The sequence below is a fragment of the Pseudomonas sp. FP2294 genome, from assembly GCF_030687625.1.
GTDB lineage: Bacteria > Pseudomonadota > Gammaproteobacteria > Pseudomonadales > Pseudomonadaceae > Aquipseudomonas > Aquipseudomonas shahriarae.
Genome location: NZ_CP117441.1, coordinates 4,994,823 through 5,013,402 on the forward strand (window position 1 = coordinate 4,994,823; position 18,580 = coordinate 5,013,402).

Annotated in this window: 14 protein-coding genes; 7 read left to right on the forward strand and 7 right to left on the reverse strand. The window is 60.8% G+C overall.

Annotated features, from left to right (window positions below):
- Positions 1–57 precede the first annotated feature (57 nt).
- The 3 genes from PSH73_RS22455 (at position 58) to PSH73_RS22465 (ending at position 2,844) form a co-directional block, all read left to right on the forward strand.
- Entirely contained in the window at positions 58–1,911 is a 1,854-nt protein-coding gene (locus PSH73_RS22455) for a DUF4105 domain-containing protein (protein ID WP_169959792.1), read from the forward strand.
- A gap of 159 nt (positions 1,912–2,070) precedes the next feature.
- Positions 2,071–2,373: a chorismate mutase gene (locus PSH73_RS22460; protein WP_198792026.1), complete on the forward strand. Its 303-nt coding sequence runs from the start codon at positions 2,071–2,073 to the stop codon at positions 2,371–2,373.
- Between the two features lie 114 nt (positions 2,374–2,487).
- On the forward strand, positions 2,488–2,844 hold the full coding sequence (locus PSH73_RS22465; protein WP_057441124.1) for a hypothetical protein: 357 nt from the start codon (positions 2,488–2,490) through the stop codon (positions 2,842–2,844).
- A gap of 69 nt (positions 2,845–2,913) precedes the next feature.
- Here the strand turns inward: PSH73_RS22465 and gdhA are convergent, their stop codons facing one another.
- Positions 2,914–4,251, reverse strand: a complete 1,338-nt coding sequence (gdhA, locus tag PSH73_RS22470; RefSeq protein WP_057441126.1) for an NADP-specific glutamate dehydrogenase — start codon at positions 4,249–4,251, stop codon at positions 2,914–2,916.
- A gap of 268 nt (positions 4,252–4,519) precedes the next feature.
- Positions 4,520–6,184 (reverse strand): energy-dependent translational throttle protein EttA, encoded by a 1,665-nt coding sequence (gene ettA, locus PSH73_RS22475; RefSeq protein WP_029292090.1) that lies wholly within the window; start codon positions 6,182–6,184, stop codon positions 4,520–4,522.
- 253 nt (positions 6,185–6,437) lie between these two features.
- On the opposite strand from ettA, the gene PSH73_RS22480 reads away from it, so the two are divergent.
- The 3 genes from PSH73_RS22480 to glyA all read left to right on the forward strand — a co-directional run bounded on the left by PSH73_RS22480 (position 6,438) and on the right by glyA (position 12,482).
- Positions 6,438–7,049 (forward strand): LysE family translocator, encoded by a 612-nt coding sequence (locus PSH73_RS22480; RefSeq protein ID WP_305461379.1) that lies wholly within the window; start codon positions 6,438–6,440, stop codon positions 7,047–7,049.
- Positions 7,050–7,164: 115 nt separating this feature from the next.
- The gene (locus tag PSH73_RS22485; protein WP_057958381.1) at positions 7,165–11,016 is read left to right on the forward strand and encodes a bifunctional diguanylate cyclase/phosphodiesterase; all 3,852 of its coding nucleotides are present in this window, start codon (positions 7,165–7,167) and stop codon (positions 11,014–11,016) included.
- 212 nt (positions 11,017–11,228) lie between these two features.
- A complete protein-coding gene (glyA, locus tag PSH73_RS22490; RefSeq protein ID WP_057441128.1) occupies positions 11,229–12,482 on the forward strand; it encodes a serine hydroxymethyltransferase in 1,254 nt (417 codons plus the stop codon).
- Between the two features lie 70 nt (positions 12,483–12,552).
- Here glyA and yjiA read toward each other — a convergent pair whose 3' ends face one another.
- From yjiA to PSH73_RS22505, 3 genes are all read right to left on the reverse strand, one after another.
- Positions 12,553–13,512: a GTPase gene (gene yjiA / locus PSH73_RS22495; RefSeq protein WP_169990509.1), complete on the reverse strand. Its 960-nt coding sequence runs from the start codon at positions 13,510–13,512 to the stop codon at positions 12,553–12,555.
- Positions 13,513–13,690: 178 nt separating this feature from the next.
- Positions 13,691–13,888: a YbdD/YjiX family protein gene (locus PSH73_RS22500; protein WP_057441132.1), complete on the reverse strand. Its 198-nt coding sequence runs from the start codon at positions 13,886–13,888 to the stop codon at positions 13,691–13,693.
- A gap of 15 nt (positions 13,889–13,903) precedes the next feature.
- The gene (locus PSH73_RS22505; protein WP_057958380.1) at positions 13,904–15,970 is read right to left on the reverse strand and encodes a carbon starvation CstA family protein; all 2,067 of its coding nucleotides are present in this window, start codon (positions 15,968–15,970) and stop codon (positions 13,904–13,906) included.
- A 173-nt stretch (positions 15,971–16,143) separates the two neighbouring features.
- Between PSH73_RS22505 and PSH73_RS22510 the strand changes: the two genes are divergently transcribed.
- Positions 16,144–16,512 carry a PilZ domain-containing protein gene (locus tag PSH73_RS22510; RefSeq protein WP_057958379.1) on the forward strand — a complete coding sequence of 123 codons (369 nt, stop codon included), beginning with the start codon at positions 16,144–16,146 and terminating at the stop codon, positions 16,510–16,512.
- 126 nt (positions 16,513–16,638) lie between these two features.
- Here PSH73_RS22510 and radA read toward each other — a convergent pair whose 3' ends face one another.
- Positions 16,639–18,006 (reverse strand): DNA repair protein RadA, encoded by a 1,368-nt coding sequence (gene radA / locus PSH73_RS22515; protein WP_057441136.1) that lies wholly within the window; start codon positions 18,004–18,006, stop codon positions 16,639–16,641.
- A gap of 35 nt (positions 18,007–18,041) precedes the next feature.
- Entirely contained in the window at positions 18,042–18,572 is a 531-nt protein-coding gene (locus tag PSH73_RS22520) for an ankyrin repeat domain-containing protein (protein ID WP_305461381.1), read from the reverse strand.
- Positions 18,573–18,580: the final 8 nt, after the last annotated feature.

The following is an 18,580-nucleotide window of genomic DNA, read 5'->3' on the forward strand; positions in this document are numbered from 1 at the left end:
ATTTTTTGGACCTGCCCCTTTCTTGGGTCTTTATTTATTCCGACTTAAGTTGCCCCTATGCTCAAACGCCTTGCCAGCCTGGCACTCTTCGCCTGCGCCCCGCTATATGCGGCGCCGCACCTTGATGATCAACGTTTGCAGCACCTGGCCAATGATCCGTTCTGGCTCTCGCTGGGGCACTACGAAGCCGGCAAGCTCAAAGGCTGGCGCAGCTATGTCAGCGACGCGAAATTCTTCCTCGCCAAAGACGGCGCGCACCACCCGGACGCCGAACTCAAGGCCACCGTCGACGCGCTCTACGCACCGGCCAGCCTCGGCGAAAAACATGCTCAATGCGTGTACCCGGCCCGCACCCGCTGGCTCAAGGACCAGTTGCACCTGACCGACCTGCCCGCCGTGGACTGCGTCGAATTCAAGCAATGGTTCAAGGATGTCGCGCCCCACAGCGCGGTGATGATCTTCCCCGCGGCCTACCTCAACAGCCCGTCGTCGATGTTCGGCCATACCTTGCTGCGTATCGACCAGGCTGACGTGCAAAGCAACAAGACCGCATTGCTCAGCTACGCGATCAACTTCGGCGCCTACATTGAAGGTTCGGACAACAGCATCCTCTACGCCTGGAAAGGCCTGATGGGTGGTTATCCCGGCCTGTTCGCCCTGGTGCCCTACCAGGAAAAACTCTCGGAATACCGTAGCCTGGAGAACCGCGACCTGTGGGAATACCGCCTGAACCTGACCCAGGTCGAGACCGAGCGCATGGTCGAGCATGTGTGGGAACTCAAGCAGATCCAGTTCGACTACTTCTTCTTCGATGAAAACTGCTCGTACCGCCTGCTGGAATTGCTGCAAGTGGCCCGCCCCGGCCTGCGCCTGACCGAACAGTTCCCGCTGACCGCCATCCCCACCGACACCGTGAAAGCGGTGAAGGACGCGGGCCTGGTGGAAAAAATCGACTACCGTCCGTCCCGCGAACGCGAATTGCTGGAGCGCGCCAAGCCCCTGGACAGTGACGAGCAGCAATGGGTGCTAAAGATCAGCGATGACCAGAAGCAGCTGCAAGACCCGACATTCAAAGCCCTCGGCAAAGACCGCCAGGCCCTGATCATCGACGCCGCCTACCGCCTGGGCCGCTACCGCGCCAACGGCCTGGAACGCGACAGCGAACGCTCCCAGCGCAGCTTCGAGTTGTTGCGGGCGATCAACCAGAACCCGGCGCCCGACCTGCAGATCGAGCGCCCCGGCCTGCCGGAGAACGGCCATGAGTCACGTACCTGGCAGGCCGGTATCGGCACCCGTGGCGACAAGGCCTTCGCTGAGTACGGCCTGCGCATGGCCTACCACGACCTCAACGACAACGCCGAAGGCTTCCCCCTGGGCGCGCAGATCGAGATCCTGCAAATGAAACTGCGCCAGTACGAAGGCAACAACTGGCAATTGCAGCAATTGGACCTGGCGACCATCCGTTCCCTGACTCCGCGCAATGAGCTGCTGCAGCCGTTGTCCTGGCAGGTCACCGGCGGCCTGGAACGGGTACCGGGCAAACATGACGACGAAACCCTGGTCAGCCATGTCAACGGCGGCGCTGGCGGCACCTGGCAACTGCACGACGACATGCTCGGCTTCGCCCTCGGCACGGTACGTGTGGAACATAACAACGACTTCAGCGAATTCATCTCCCCTGCGGCCGGCTTTAATACCGGCCTGCTGTGGAAAAACCCACTGGGCAACCTGAGCCTGGAGGCCAAGGGCGACTTTTTCACCAATGGCGAGGTAAGGCGTAGTATCAGCCTGAATCAGCAGTGGGAAGTATCACGCAACCTGGGTGTGCGCCTGAGTGCACAACGGGAGTTCAGCCACTTGGCAACGCCGGTGAACGAAGTGATGCTTGAAGTGAAGTGGTATCACTACTGACCGGCCCCAACGCCTATTGAAGATCCAATGTGGGAGCGGGCTTGCCCGCGATAGGGGTGTGTCAGTCGCTGTGGATATGACTGATCCACCGCCATCGCGGGCAAGCCCGCTCCCACATTGGGCCCGCGTTTATCCCACACATTAAGGAGTTTTTACGACATGGCCGTTACCTGCACCACCCTTGAACAAGTCCGGGAAAACATCGACCGTCTTGATCGACAGATCGTCGCCCTGCTGGCCGAACGCGGCAGCTTCGTGTCCCAGGCCGCCGGTTTCAAAAAAGACAGCGATGGGGTCAAGGCCCCTCAGCGCGTCGAACAGGTCATCAGCAAGGTTCGCGATTTAGCGCAGACCCTGGGCGCCAACCCCGACGTCACTGAGCAGGTGTACCGCGCGATGATTGGCGCATTCATCCAGCAGGAACTGGCCGAACACGCCGCTCTCGCGCAACCCACCACATAAGCCCCTGTGGCGAGTAAGCCGCCCAAACACATTACTCACCCGCTTTTCACATCTCCCCGACGAATCCCCTTCTAGACTTCCCTTATCAGCCGCTTAACGGCCTGGGAGTATGAGATGTGGCGGTTCGCCGTAATGCTGGGGGTGGTGATGGCGCTTTCAGGCTGCCAGTCCACCCGCGATGAGTTGCTGGCCAAGGGTTATCCACCGCCCTTCGCCGACGGGTTTGACGATGGCTGTAGCAGTGGGCGCCAGGCGGCCGGGGTGATCACCGGGACGTTTCGCAAGGACGTCCCGCGTTATTTGAAAGACCGCGCCTACGCCGAAGGTTGGGAGGATGGCTTTCGCCAGTGCAAGGCCATGCGTGAGAGCGAAGACCGCGATGAGTATAGGGAACGCCACTGGGACGAGCGCGAGCGCGCCTGGCAGCAGGAGAAGGACCGCGACGCCGCACGGGCGTATCGCAGCCAGTAACACCACCCAGAACGAATGTGGGAGCTGCAAGCCCCCACAATTGATTCTCGGTGGCGCTCAGGTCGCAGCCTAGACGATGCCCTGCGCCAGCATTGCATCCGCCACTTTCACAAAACCGGCGATGTTCGCGCCTTTCACGTAGTTGATCCGGCCGTTTTCTTCGCCATAGTGCACACAGGCATGGTGGATCGACTGCATGATGTTATGCAGCTTGCTGTCCACTTCACCGGCGGTCCACAGCAGGCGCATGGCATTTTGGGACATTTCCAGGCCACTCACTGCCACGCCACCGGCATTCGATGCCTTGCCCGGCGCGAACAGGATACCGGCGTCGATAAAGATATCCACAGCCTCCAGGGTCGTCGGCATATTGGCGCCTTCGGCCACGCAGATGCAGCCATTACGCAGCAGAGCGCTGGCGGCTTCGGCGTCCAGTTCGTTCTGGGTCGCACAGGGCAGGGCGATGTCGCATGCCAGTTCCCATGGGGTCTTGCCGGCGCGGAATTCCAGGCCAAAACGCGAGGCCAACTCGCTGATGCGCCCGCGCTGCACGTTTTTCAGCTCCAGCAGCGCCGACCATTGTTCCTCGGTCAAACCAGTCTCGCAGTACAGGGTGCCTTCGGAGTCGGACAGGGAGATCACCTTGCCGCCCAGGTCCATGACTTTGCGTGCCGCGTATTGGGCCACGTTGCCGGAGCCAGAGACTGCCACGCGCTTGCCTTCAACCCGCTGACCCTGGCGCTTGAGCATCTCTTCGGCGAAGTACACGCAACCAAAGCCGGTGGCTTCCGGGCGGATCAGGCTGCCGCCGTAGCTCATGCCCTTGCCGGTGAATACCGAGGTGAATTGGTTGCTCAGGCGCTTGTACTGGCCAAACAGAAAACCGATTTCCCGAGCGCCCACGCCGATATCACCGGCCGGGACGTCCACGTCTGCACCGATATGACGGTACAGCTCACTCATGAACGACTGGCAGAACCGCATGACTTCGGCGTCGCTCTTGCCCTTGGGGTCAAAGTCCGAGCCGCCCTTGCCGCCGCCCATGGGCAGCGAGGTCAGGGAGTTCTTGAAGGTCTGCTCGAAGGCGAGGAATTTCAGCACCCCCAGGTTGACCGAGGGGTGGAAGCGCAGGCCGCCTTTGTAAGGGCCGATGGCGCTGTTCATCTGGATACGGAAGCCGCGATTGACCTGGACCTTGCCCTGGTCATCAACCCACGAGACCCGGAAGGTAATCGCGCGTTCCGGCTCGCAGATGCGCTCCAGGATGCCCGAAGTCAGGTAGTGGGGATTGGCCTCAAGAAACGGCCACAGGCTGCGTAGGACTTCTTCCACAGCCTGGTGGAATTCCGGCTGGTCCGGGTCGCGTTTTTTGAGGCGGGCAAGGAAGGATTCGACGGATTCAATCATGAAAAGTCTCGGCAGATTTATTGTCATTAATGGCGATTTGCCCAGGACTTTATCAATTCATGTCGCACCGTGACAGGGCAAAATGTCGCTTTTGTGAATTTAAATGGTGCAATAGATATAAATAACCCTGATTTTCTGCCCCTTAACAGGGATTTCAACGCGAGCTATGCACCAATAGTTAAACCGCTAATGCAGGCACCTCAGGCCACCTCAATTGCGCCAAAAAAAACGGAGCCCGAAGGCTCCGTTTTGTTCAAACCAACCCGAATCAGGCCAGTTTTTTGTGCCGTACACGATGCGGCTGGGCAGCCGCTTCGCCCAGGCGCTTCTTGCGATCGGCTTCGTACTCGGTGTAGTTACCTTCGAAGAACACCGCTTGCGAGTCGTCTTCGTACGCCAGGATGTGCGTTGCCACGCGGTCCAGGAACCACCGATCGTGAGAGATCACAATCGCGGCGCCCGGGAAGTCCAGCAGGGCTTCTTCCAGGGAACGCAGGGTTTCAACGTCGAGGTCGTTGGACGGTTCGTCGAGCAGCAGGACGTTGCCGCCCTCCTTCAGGGTCAGGGCCAGGTGCAAGCGCCCGCGTTCACCACCGGACAGGTCCTTGACGAACTTCTGCTGGTCGCCCCCCTTGAAGTTGAAACGGCCAACGTAGGTGCGCGACGGGATTTCATAGTTGCCGATACGGATCTGGTCGGAACCGTCGGAAATCTGCTGGAACACCGTCTTGCTGCCGTCGAGGTCTTCACGGCTCTGGTCCACGCAGGCCAACTGCACGGTTTCGCCGACTTCAATGGTGCCCGAATCCGGTTGTTCCTTGCCCATCAGCATGCGGAACAGCGTGGATTTACCCGCACCGTTACCCCCGATCACGCCGACGATGGCGCCTTTAGGCATGGAGAACGACAGGTTGTCGATCAGCACGCGATCGCCATAGCCTTTGCAGACGTTCTTGAATTCGATGACCTTGTCACCCAGGCGCGGACCGGCCGGGATGTAGATTTCGTTGGTCTCGCTGCGCTTCTGGAACTCCTGGGACTGCATTTCCTCGAAGCGTTGCAGACGGGCCTTGGATTTCGACTGACGAGCCTTGGCGCCTTTGCGCACCCACTCCAGTTCGTCCTTCATGGCCTTTTCATGGGCCGACTGCTGCTTGGATTCGGCCGCCAGACGGTCGGACTTGGCTTCCAGCCAGCCAGAGTAGTTACCCTCGTAAGGGATACCGGCGCCACGGTCGAGTTCCAGGATCCAGCCCGCGACGTTGTCCAGGAAGTACCGGTCGTGCGTGATCGCGACCACGGTGCCCGGGAAGTCATGGAGGAAGTGTTCCAGCCAGGCCACGGAGTCAGCGTCCAGGTGGTTGGTCGGTTCGTCGAGCAGCAGCATGTCGGGGGCCGACAGCAGCAGGCGGCACAGGGCCACGCGGCGCTTTTCACCACCGGACAGGTGCTCGACCTTGGCGTCCCAGGCCGGCAGGCGCAACGCATCGGCGGCGACTTCCAGCTGGCGCTCCAGGTTGTGACCGTCGCCAGCCTGCAGGATGGCTTCGAGCTTGGCCTGTTCGGCGGCCAGTTTGTCGAAGTCGGCATCCGGCTCGGCGTAGGCCGCGTAGACTTCGTCCAGGCGGGCCTGGGCGTCCTTGATCACGCTGACGGCTTCCTCGACCACTTCACGCACGGTCTTGGACGGGTCCAGGATCGGCTCTTGCGGCAGGTAACCGATGTTCAGTTCGGGCATTGGGCGGGCTTCGCCTTCAAACTCGGTGTCGACGCCGGCCATGATTTTCAGCAGCGTGGACTTACCCGAACCGTTGAGGCCGAGTACGCCGATCTTGGCGCCCGGGAAGAAGGACAGCGAAATGTTTTTCAGGATTTCCCGCTTCGGTGGAACAACTTTGCCCAACCGATGCATGGTGAAAACGTATTGAGCCAAAATGTGGACCTCGTAAAAAGATGAGAACAGGGCCTGCGTAGCGTCATGGCGCTGTACGTAGCACATCGAATGATCAAGGTTAACCTAAGTCAGCGACGGCGGGCAGATTGACAGGCGCTTTTGAGCCGCGCTTTTTCCTGCTGTGGGCCAGATGGAACACAATACCCGGCAACATCCCCCTAATGAAGAAGACACATGCCACCTGCATTCTGGACCACGCCTTACCCCCTGACTGTCCCGGGAGACAGCTTCGATGCTTAACGTCATGTCTGCACTTGGGCTATTGCTCTTGATGCCGGGGCCGACCAATACCCTGCTATTGCGCTCGGGCGTGCTCTCGGGTTTCAGGCGGGCCTGGACCCTGAGCCTGCTGGAGTGCCTGGCCTACCTGCTGCAGATCTCTTTTTGGGGCTACGCCCTCAGCCATATTGGCGCCAATGCGCCCTGGTGCCTGAAGGTGATGCAGTTCGTCTCTATTTGTTACCTGGTCAAGACCTCGTACGGCCTGTGGCGCGAGCCCGCCGTCGACCTGTCCCTGCTGCCCGGAGCGCGGGTGTCGAGGTGGCACTTCTTTTTACTGACGCTGATCAACCCTAAGTGTTTACTGGTGGTTTCGTTCATCGTGCCGGTGCAGACCTTTGCCGATCTGGCCTTATATGGGCAGTTCGTCATGCAATTCACCGCAGTGGTGATCCCAGTTGGCTGCGCCTGGGTGCTGTTCGGCGCACGCATCAGACGCAGCGGGCATGCCTGGCTGACGCCGCAGAACATAAACCGCACCGCTTCTGTGGTTATTAGTTGCTTTGCACTGGCCATTCTATTCAAACTGGCGGATGGCTTGATCAGTACTGGCCCGGCGCTGTAGTCCTGCCAGGCGGGGCTGGCACTTTGCCACAACTCAAGGCATGCTAGCCGCCCTTCGGGCGTCCGGCTTATAGTGCACGTCGCGCGCCAATCCAGCCAAACCGCAGGATCACAGCTTGACCAACGTAACAAAGCCGAGCCCGTTGCGCGCAGCCCATATTGCGCCGGGCGCCCCCCTGCACGGCCCCCTCAAGGGCGCATTGGCGACGCTGGTCCTGTTGCTGCTCGCACTATTGTTCTGGCAACTGCTGGATCAATTGCAGCAGAACCAGAAGGACCAACAGCAATACACCATCAACTACAGCGCCGACCTGGCCGAACAGATCAGCCTGAACATGGCCCTGAGCGCGCAAATCGCCCTCAACCTGCTGCCGATCGTCGAACCGCCACGCAATGAAGAACAACACCAGGCCCTGATGCGCAGCTTGCAACGCTCGTTGCCGGAACTGCGCAGCGTTGCCCTGCTCGCCCCCAGCGGCGCGATCCTCAGTGACTCCGCCGATAACAGCCAGGACAGTGCCTGGCTCGAAGAACTGGTCAAGCGCAGCCATGCGCAGTCCTATTATTTGAGCAATAACGGCGACGGCTCCATCATCTACCTGCTGCTGCACCAGCCCAGCGGCGGCGCCAAGATGTACTGGGTGTTGCGCCTGGCTCCCAATTACCTGGCCAACCTGACGCGCCAGGACGGCCAGGGCTCACGCCCGATGTGGGCCATTGAAAACCAGGTGAACCACCGGGTTGTCAGCCGTGACAGCGGCATGCCCAGCCAGTGGTCGGCCGGGCTGACCCCCGAAGAGCTGAATAAAACCGTACTGGTCACCCCTTTGAGCAAAAGCGACTGGCAACTGCGCGGGCTGTTTGATCGCGCCGCTGTGCTGGAGCAACTGTTGCCGGCGTTTATCGGCAAGTGCCTGCTGGGCCTGGCCTTTTCGCTGATCCCGGTGCTGGTGCTGCTGAACATGCGGCGGCGCCAGCGCCAGGTCAATGAAGGCCGGCGCCGCTATCAGGATATTTTCGACGGCACCGGTGTGGCCTTGTGCGTGCTCGACCTGTCGGGCCTGCGCGGTTTCTTCGACAAGGCCCAGTTGCACACCCGCGAGCAATTGCAGGAGTGGCTGCACAACAGCCCCGAGCAACGCCAGCAACTGCTCAAGGAACTGCGCATCACCGAGGTCAACCAGGTCGCCGTGCGCCTGCTGAACGTGGCGTCCTGCGAACAGGCCTGGGAACGCTTGATCGACGGTTGCCCGCTGAACACCAGCGCCATCGGCTACGCAGTGCTTGAAGCGGTGCTGACCCAGCACAAACAGCTGGAGCTGGAGATTCAACTCAGCGACATCGAGGGCAACGACCAGTACCTGTGGCTGGTCATGCGCCTGCCGGAAGAACAGCACGACTATAAGGCGGTGATCCTCAGTATCAGTGATATCACCAGCCGCAAACTGGTGGAACTGTCGCTGGTGGAGCGCGAAGCGTTCTGGTCGGACGTGGTGCGCACCGTGCCGGACCACCTGTATGTGCAGGATGTAATCAGCCAGCGCATGATTTTCAGCAACCACCACCTGGGCCACACCCTGGGCTATAACAAACACGAACTGCAGCAAATGGGCGAGTACTTCTGGGAGATCCTGCTGCACCCCGAAGACGCCGAGAGCTATCACGACCTGCGCCAGCAACAACGCGCCGCCGGGTACCTGGCGCAGTTGCAATGCCAGTTGCGCTTTCGCCACCGCAACAACCAATGGCGGCGCTTCGAGATCCGCGAACAGGCCCTGGCACGGGACAAGACCGACCAGGTCACGCGGATTATCGGGGTGGCCAAGGACATTACCGACCAGATCGAGGCCAGCGAATCCCTGCGCGACAGCGAGCAGCGCTACCGCATGCTGGCCGAAAGCATCAGCGACGTGATTTTTTCCACCGACAGCAAGCTGGCCCTCAACTACGTCAGCCCGTCGGTAAATGCGGTGCTGGGCTATGAAGTCGACTGGATCTTCAAGAACGGCTGGCAATCGACCATCGCCAACCCGCAGCAACTGACCGGCATCTACACCCTGGTGGAGCGGGTCAGCCGCGCCCTCGACCAGCCCGAAGCCCTGGCCCTGTTGCGCGACGATGTGCAGACCCAGCTGTTCCTGTTCGATTGCCTGCGGGCCGACGGGCGCAAGGTGCCGATCGAACTGCGCCTGGTACTGGTGTGGGACGAGCACGGCGCGTTCGAAGGCATCCTCGGCGTGGGCCGCGATATCAGCCAGCAACGCCGCGCCGAGAAAGACCTGCGCATGGCGGCCACGGTATTCGAGCACTCCACCTCGGCGATCCTGATCACCGACCCGGCCGGCTATATCGTGCAGGCCAACGAAGCCTTCAGCCGGGTCAGCGGTTATGCCGTGGCCGATGTGCTCGACCAACTGCCGAACATGCTCACCGTCGACGAACAGCAGGAAGCCCACCTGCGCTATGTGCTCAAGCAACTGCACCAGCACAGCACCTGGGAAGGCGAAGTGTGGCTCAAGCGCCGCAGCGGCGAGCACTACCCGGCCTGGGTCGGCATTACCGCTGTGCTCGATGACGAGGGCGACCTGGCCAGCTATGTGTGCTTCTTCAGCGACATCAGCGAGCGCAAGGCCAGCGAACAACGCATCCACCGCCTGGCCTACTACGACGCCCTGACCCACCTGCCCAACCGCACGCTGTTCCAGGACCGCCTGCACACCGCGTTGCAGTCGGCCGAACGACAAAAGTCGTGGGTGGTGCTGATGTTCCTCGACCTCGACCGCTTCAAACCGATCAACGACTCCCTGGGCCACGCCGCCGGCGATCGCATGCTCAAGGAAATGGCGACCCGCCTGCTCGGTTGTGTGGCCGAGGACGACACGGTGGCGCGCATGGGCGGTGACGAGTTCACTTTGCTCCTGCAACCCCGGGTCAGCCGCGAAATGGCACTGAACCGGGCGATTCATGTGGCCGAACAGATTCTCGCCAGCCTGGTGAAGCCGTTTGTGCTGGAAGGCCGCGAGTTTTTTGTCACCGCCAGTATCGGTATCGCCCTGAGCCCTCAGGACGGCAACGAACTGAGCCAGTTGATGAAAAACGCCGACACGGCGATGTACCACGCCAAGGAACGCGGCAAGAACAACTTCCAGTTCTACCAGGCCGACATGAACGCCAGCGCCCTGGAGCGCCTGGAACTGGAAAGCGACCTGCGCCATGCCCTGGACCAGAACGAATTCGTGCTCTATTACCAGCCGCAGTTCAGTGGCGATGGCAAACGTTTGACTGGCGCCGAAGCCCTGCTGCGCTGGCGTCACCCACGCCGTGGCCTGGTGCCACCGGGGGATTTCATCCCGGTCCTGGAAGAGCTGGGCCTGGTGGTGGACGTGGGCGACTGGGTGATCGACGAGGCGTGCCGCCAACTCAAGACCTGGCACCAGAACAAGGTGCGAGTGCCCAAGGTCTCGGTGAATATTTCGGCGCGGCAATTCTCCGACGGGCAGTTGGGCACGCGGATCGCCACCATCCTCAAGGAAACCGGCCTGCCGCCGGCGTGCCTGGAGCTGGAATTGACCGAAAGCATCCTGATGCGCGAGGTCAACGAGGCCCTGCAGATCCTTGCCAGCCTGAAAAACCTCGGCCTGAGCATCGCTGTGGACGACTTCGGCACCGGCTACTCATCGCTCAATTACCTCAAGCAATTCCCCATCGACGTGCTGAAGATCGACCGCACTTTCGTCGACGGCCTGCCGTCCGGCGAACAGGATGCGCAGATCGCCCGGGCAATCATCGCCATGGCCCACAGCCTGAACCTGGCGGTGATCGCCGAAGGCGTGGAAACCCATGAGCAACTGGACTTCCTGCGCGAGCATGGCTGCGACGAGGTGCAGGGCTACCTGTTCGGGCGGCCGATGCCGGCCAATCGGTTTGAGGCGCAGTTCAGTAACGACGCCCTTTTCATGTTTGACTGAGGTTTTGCGGTGGGGCTGATGGCCTCATCGCGGGCAATCCCGCTCCCACAGTTGAATGTGGGAGCGGGCTTGCTCGCGAAGGGGCCATCAAATACGCCATCCATCTCTGGATGAACGCCACTTGTCCGCGACATGATGTCCTTTCATATGCCATCTAAAACCCATTGGGTTAGAATGCCCCTCTTTTCTGCCCCCGATCCTTGAGGACCGCCATGTTCAGCCGTGATTTGACTATTGCCAAGTACGACGCCGATCTCTTTGCCGCCATGGAGCAAGAAGCTCAGCGCCAGGAAGAGCACATTGAGCTGATCGCTTCGGAAAACTACACCAGCCCTGCCGTGATGGAGGCTCAAGGTTCGGTTCTGACCAACAAGTACGCCGAAGGTTATCCGGGCAAGCGTTACTACGGCGGTTGCGAATTCGTCGATATCGTCGAGCAACTGGCTATCGACCGCGCCAAGGAACTGTTCGGCGCCGATTACGCCAACGTCCAGCCACACGCCGGCTCCCAAGCCAACGCGGCCGTGTACCTGGCCCTGCTGCAAGGCGGCGACACCATCCTGGGCATGAGCCTGGCCCACGGCGGTCACCTGACCCACGGCGCCAGCGTTTCCTCCTCCGGCAAGCTGTACAACGCTGTCCAGTACGGCATCGACGGCAACGGTCTGATCGACTACGACGAAGTCGAGCGCCTGGCCGTCGAGCACAAGCCAAAAATGATCGTGGCCGGTTTCTCTGCCTACTCGCAGATCCTCGACTTCCCACGCTTCCGTGAAATCGCTGACAAAGTGGGCGCCTACCTGTTCGTCGACATGGCCCACGTGGCCGGTCTGGTCGCCGCTGGCGTCTACCCGAACCCAGTGCCTTACGCTGACGTCGTGACCACCACGACCCACAAGACCCTGCGCGGTCCACGTGGCGGCCTGATCCTGGCGCGCGCCAACGCCGATATCGAGAAAAAGCTGAACTCCGCCGTATTCCCAGGCGCCCAAGGTGGCCCGCTGGAGCACGTGATCGCCGCTAAAGCGATCTGCTTCAAGGAAGCCTTGCAGCCTGAGTTCAAGACTTACCAGCAACAAGTGGTGAAAAACGCCCAGGCCATGGCCACTGTGTTCATCGAGCGCGGTTTTGACGTGGTGTCCGGCGGTACTGAAAACCACCTGTTCCTGCTGTCGCTGATCAAGCAGGATATCTCCGGTAAAGATGCTGACGCTGCCCTGGGCAAAGCCTTCATCACCGTGAACAAGAACTCGGTACCGAACGACCCACGTTCGCCGTTCGTCACCTCGGGCCTGCGCTTCGGCACCCCGGCCGTGACCACTCGTGGCTTCAAGGAAGCAGAGTGCAAGGAACTGGCTGGCTGGATCTGCGACATCCTGGCTGACCTTTCCAACGAAGCCGTGATTGACGCGGTACGTGAGAAGGTCAAGGCCATCTGCAAGAAGCTGCCGGTATACGGCGCTTGATTGCAGTTGCTTGAATAAGAAGCCCGGCTCTTGAGCCGGGCTTTTTTATGCCTGTTGACCGCGTTTCAAGTCAGGGTTGGTAGACCCGCTGGAAGCCTTCGCGGATCTTGTCTTCCGGCAACTCATCGGCAATAAACACAATCACACTCTCCCGCGCCTCACCCTCGGCCCATTCGGTGTCCCAATCGAACCCGTAGAGCTTGAGCACGCCCTGGAACACCATGCGCCGATCTTCCCCGGCGATGTTCAGCACGCCCTTGTAACGCAGCAGTTGTTTGCCGTGTTCTTCCAACAGTTCGTTCATGAACTCACTGAGCCGGTCGATATCCAGCGGCTGGTCGGTGCGCAGCACCAGGCTGGAGATACGGTCGATGGACGGCGCCTGGCTGACCGGGCGCAGGGTCATGCCGGCGTTGAGGTTAAAGCCGCGCACGTCCAGCAGCTCAGCCAGGTCGATCTTGCCATGTTCCACCACACGAATCGGCGCACGACGGTTGATGCGGGTCAGGCGTTGACTGAGCGCCTCGAAGCTGGCGTCGTCCACCAGGTCGCGCTTGCTTATCAGCAGGCGGTCGGCAAAGCCGATCTGGGCCTGGGCGATGGTCTGGGTCAGGTGGTGCTCGGCGTGGGCCGCGTCCACCAGGGTGATGATGCCGTCGAGGAGATAGCGCTCGCGCAATTCCTCGTCGATAAAAAAGGTCTGGGCCACCGGCGCCGGGTCAGCCAGACCGGTGCACTCGATCACCAGGCGGTCGAAGGCGATCTCGCCGCTGTCCAGGCGTTCGAGCAGCAGGTACAGGGCTTTGGTCAGGTCGGTGTGGATGGTGCAGCACACGCAACCGTTGGACAGGGTCATGACCTGGACCGGCTCATCGCCCAATAGCTGGGTGTCGATGCCGGCGTCACTGAATTCGTTTTCGATCACGGCGATTTTCAAGCCGTGCTCGGCCTTGAGCAGATGGCGCAACAAGGTGGTCTTGCCAGCGCCGAGGAAGCCGCTGAGGACGGTGACGGGGATGGGAGAGGACAAAATATTCTCCTTGAGGAAACACAAAACAAATGTGGGAGCGGGCTTGTGTGGGAGCGGGCTTGCTCGCGATGCAGGCAACTCGGTCTATCTGGTATACCGAGGTGATGCTATCGCGAGCAAGCCCGCTCCCACACAAGCCCGCTCCCACAGGGGATCACATAGGCCCAACCCTATTGGATCAACAGCACTTGGGCCCGCCCTTGCCGCCGTAACGGGCTTCCTGGCGCTCCCGGAAGAACGCCTTGTAGTCCATCAACGGCTTGTCCGGGTGCTTGGTTTGCATATGCTCGACGTAGGTGTCGTAGTCGGGCATGCCGACCATCAGGCGTGCAGCCTGACCGAGGTATTTACCGAGGCGACCGATGTCATTGAACATGTCTGCAACCCTCTATCACGCGTCCGGCATGGCTTGGAATGGTGCTTCTTTATCCGTACGTTCCTTGGTGCCCCAGGCGGCAACGCCGACCTTGATGGCATAGAACAGGATGCTGAAGACCACGAACAGGAACAACACCGTCAACGTCGCGTTGGTGTAGGCGTTCCAGATCACGTGCTGCATCTGGTCGATACTCTTGGCCGGGGCCAGGATCTGCCCATTGGCCAGCGCATCGCTGTACTTCTTGGCCAGCGACAGGAAGCCGATCGCCGGGTTGGCGTCGAACAGCTTGATGAAGCCTGCGGTGGTGGTGCAGATCAGCAGCCAGACAGCCGGCAGCAGGGTCACCCAGATGTAGCGCTGGCGCTTCATTTTGATCAGCACAACGGTGGCGAGCATCAGCGCGATACCGGCCAGCATCTGGTTGGAGATGCCGAACAGCGGCCACAAGGTGTTGATACCACCCAGCGGGTCGATCACGCCCTGGTACAGCAAGTAGCCCCACATCGCCACACAGCCTGCAGTGGCGATCAGGTTGGCCGTCCAGGACTCGGTACGCTTGAGCGCCGGCACGAAGGAACCGAGCAGATCCTGGAGCATGAAGCGCCCGGCACGGGTACCGGCGTCCACAGCGGTCAGGATGAACAGCGCTTCGAACAGGATTGCAAAGTGGTACCAGAACGCCATGGTGTTTTCACCCGGCAACACACTGTGCAGGATTTGCGCGATACCGACCGCCAGGGTCGGCGCACCGCCGGCACGGGCCAGGATGGTGGTTTCACCGATGTCATTGGCCACCGCTTGCAGCGCTTCCGGGGTAATCGCAAAGCCCCAGCTGCTGACGGTTTGCGCAACAGTCACCACATCACTGCCGACAATCGCCGCAGGGCTGTTCATGGCGAAGTACACGCCTGGCTCGATCACCGAAGCGGCAACCATGGCCATGATGGCGACGAACGACTCCATCAACATGCCGCCATAACCGATGTAGCGCGAGTGGGCTTCATTGGCCAACAGCTTGGGCGTGGTGCCCGAGGAAATCAGCGCGTGGAAACCCGATACCGCACCACAGGCGATGGTGATGAACAGGAACGGGAACAGGCCGCCCTTCCACACCGGGCCAGTGCCGTCGATAAACTGGGTCAGCGCCGGCATTTTCAGGTCAGGCATGGTGACCAGGATGCCAATCGCCAGGGCGATAATGGTGCCGATTTTCAGGAAGGTAGACAGGTAGTCGCGCGGGGCCAGGATCAGCCACACCGGCAGTACCGCGGCCACGAATCCGTAGCCAACCAGCATCCAGGTGATCTGGATCCCGGTGAAGGTGAAGGCCTTGGCCCATACCGGATCAGCGGCAATCTGCCCGCCGAGCCAGATCGAACCCAACAGCAACAGCACGCCAATGATCGAAATTTCGCCGATGCGGCCCGGACGGATGTAGCGCATGTACACGCCCATGAACATCGCGATCGGGATGGTCGCCATCACCGTGAAGATGCCCCACGGGCTTTCGGCCAGGGCCTTGACCACGATCAGCGACAGCACCGCGAGGATGATGATCATGATCAGGAAGCAGCCAAACAGCGCGATGGTCCCGGGAATGCGGCCCATTTCTTCGCGGACCATGTCCCCCAGGGAGCGGCCGTTGCGACGGGTGGACAGGAACAGGATCATGAAGTCCTGCACCGCACCCGCCAGCACCACGCCGGCAATCAGCCACAGGGTACCGGGCAGGTAGCCCATCTGTGCAGCCAGTACCGGGCCGACCAGAGGCCCCGCGCCGGCAATGGCGGCAAAGTGGTGACCGAAGAGAATATGTTTGTTGGTCGGCACATAGTCCAGACCGTCGTTGTTGATCACTGCGGGGGTGGCCCGCCGTGGATCGAGTTGCATCACGTTATTTGCGATGAACAGGCTGTAGTAACGATAAGCCACCAGATAAATGGCGACTGCCGCGACTACAATCCACAAGGCGTTGATTGCCTCGCCGCGCCGCAAAGCCACTACGCCCAGGGCGCACGCTCCTACGATTGCCAGCAACAGCCAGGGTAGATGGCGGAGCAGGCTATTATTATTTTTCATTTTTATATTCCAGCCAGGGTGGACAGAAAGACAGCCAGGCCGAGTTTAGCGCGCTGTGCCCTAAAGACCAGCCCCCTACGTTGGTCTAGAGCCTTGCCGGGGCGAAAAAAACAGAAATAAACGCCCGATAATGGCGCAAGGCTACAATCCCTGGACCAACAGAGGGTTTCACCATGAGCGACCAGCCGTCAGATCGACGCCGTTTTCGGCGGATTGCCTTCAATGCCAAGACCGAGCTTAAGCAAAACGGCCAGCAATGGCCGGTGCAACTGGTGGATTTATCGCTCAAAGGGTTGCTGGTGCAAAAGCCCGCGCCATGGCTGGGCAAGGGTGACGAGCCCTTTGATGTGGACATTCACCTGGACGCCGACACGGACGTGAGCATGCAAGTGCGGCTGAGCCATGACGACAAGGGGCAACTGGGGTTCGTCTGCGAATATATCGACCTGGACTCGATCAGCCATTTGCGCAGGCTGATCGAGCTGAACCTGGGGGATGAGGAGGAGCTGCATCGGGAGCTGGGCGAGCTGCTGAACATCTGACGATGTGCACACATCAATGTAGGAGCTGGCTTGCCTGCGATGGCGGCGTGTCAGTCAGGGACGCAGCGACTGATTCGACACCATTGCAAGCAAGCCATCTCCTACAGGGTTCTGTGGTATTTCGGGTTATTCGAACAAGGCATCCAGTGCCTGTTCGAGCCGCGTCACCGCAATCACCTGCAACCCAGGCGGCGCCTCCTTCGGCGCGTTGCCCTTGGGCACGATGGCACGCTTGAAACCATGCTTGGCGGCTTCCTTGAGGCGCTCCTGGCCGCTGGGCACCGGGCGTACCTCGCCCGACAGGCCCACTTCACCAAATACCAACAGGTCATGGGGCAGCGGCCGATTGCGCAGGCTCGACATGACCGCCGCCATCAAGGCCAGGTCCGACGCGGTTTCCAGCACCTTGACGCCGCCGACCACGTTGAGGAACACGTCCTGGTCATGGGTCGGAATCCCGCCATGGCGATGCAATACCGCCAGCAACATCGCCAGGCGGTTCTGATCCAGGCCCAGGGTCACGCGGCGCGGGTTGGCCAGGTGGCTGTCGTCCACCAGGGCCTGGACTTCCACCAGCATTGGCCGGGTGCCCTCCCACGTAGCCATTACCACGCTGCCCGGTACTTCTTCCTGGGCGCGGGTCAGAAAGATCGCCGAAGGGTTGGAGACTTCTTTCAGCCCCCGGTCCGTCATGGCAAACACACCCAGCTCGTTGACCGCGCCGAAACGGTTCTTCACTGCCCGCAACAGGCGCAGGCGCCCATCGGACTCGCCCTCGAAATACAGCACCGTATCCACCATATGCTCCAGCACGCGCGGGCCGGCCAGTGCGCCCTCCTTGGTGACATGGCCCACCAGGAAAATCGCCGTGCCGCTCTGTTTCGCGTAGCGCACCAGCAACGCCGCACTTTCCCGCACCTGGGACACCCCTCCCGGCGCCGATTGCAGTTGCTCGGTGAAGATCGTCTGGATCGAGTCGATCACCATCACCTTGGGTTTTTCCACGCGGGCGGTGGCGATAATGCTTTCGATACAGGTCTCGGTCATGACCCGCAATTGGTCCTGGGGCAAGCCCAGGCGGCGGGCGCGCATGGCCACCTGTTGCTGGGATTCTTCGCCGGTGACGTACAGGGCTGGCATGCGGCTGGCGATGCTGCATAGGGTCTGCAAGAGGATGGTCGACTTGCCGATGCCTGGATCGCCACCGATCAGCACCACCGAGCCGTCCACCAGGCCGCCACCGAGTACCCGGTCGAGCTCGCCGGACGCCGTGGAAAAGCGCGGGATTTCCTCGACGCTGACTTCCGCCAGGGTCTTGATCTGGGCTTGTTGCCCGGTCCAGCCGGAGCGCCCGCTGGGAGCTGCGGCGCCACCGCTTTCAATCATAGTTTCCGTGAGGGTATTCCACGCCCCACACTCGCCACACTGGCCCGCCCATTTGGGAAAGGTCGCGCCGCACTCTGTGCAGCCGTACATGCGCTTGGCCTTTGCCATCTGAGAACCTCCAACCGAAAAACCGCGATGATAGCTCAGCGTGGCGCTGCGGTACGGATTTCACCGTTGGCCAATCGTGTAGCGCTATTGCCCAGCGGGTCTTCGGCATTCAGGTCGGCGCCCTGGGCCTTGAGTGCATCGAGCAGTTCGATACGCTTGAACAGCCCGGCGTACATGGCCGCCGTCTGTCCGGCGCCGTTGCGTTGGTCGGGGTTGCAGGCGGTGCCCAGCAAACGCCGGGCAATGCTCAACTCGCCCTTGAAGATCGCGCCCATCAGCGCCGTATTGCCGCGTTTATCCTGCACACAGGCATCGGCACCGGCTGCCAGCAGTTGCTCCACGGCCGGTTCGTGCCCGTGATAGGCGCTGAGGATCAGCGCGGTGTAGCCCTTGTCATCGACGGTATTCAGGGAATAGCCGGATTCGATAAAAGTCTTGAGCATTTCCACGTCGCCACGTCGGGCAGCGTCGAAGTAGTAATCCTGTAACTGCGCCTTGAGGGCCAGCGGGTCGGCGAACACACTCAAGGACCAGCAGGCCAGTAGTGCCCCTATAAAGTTACGCATCATCAACA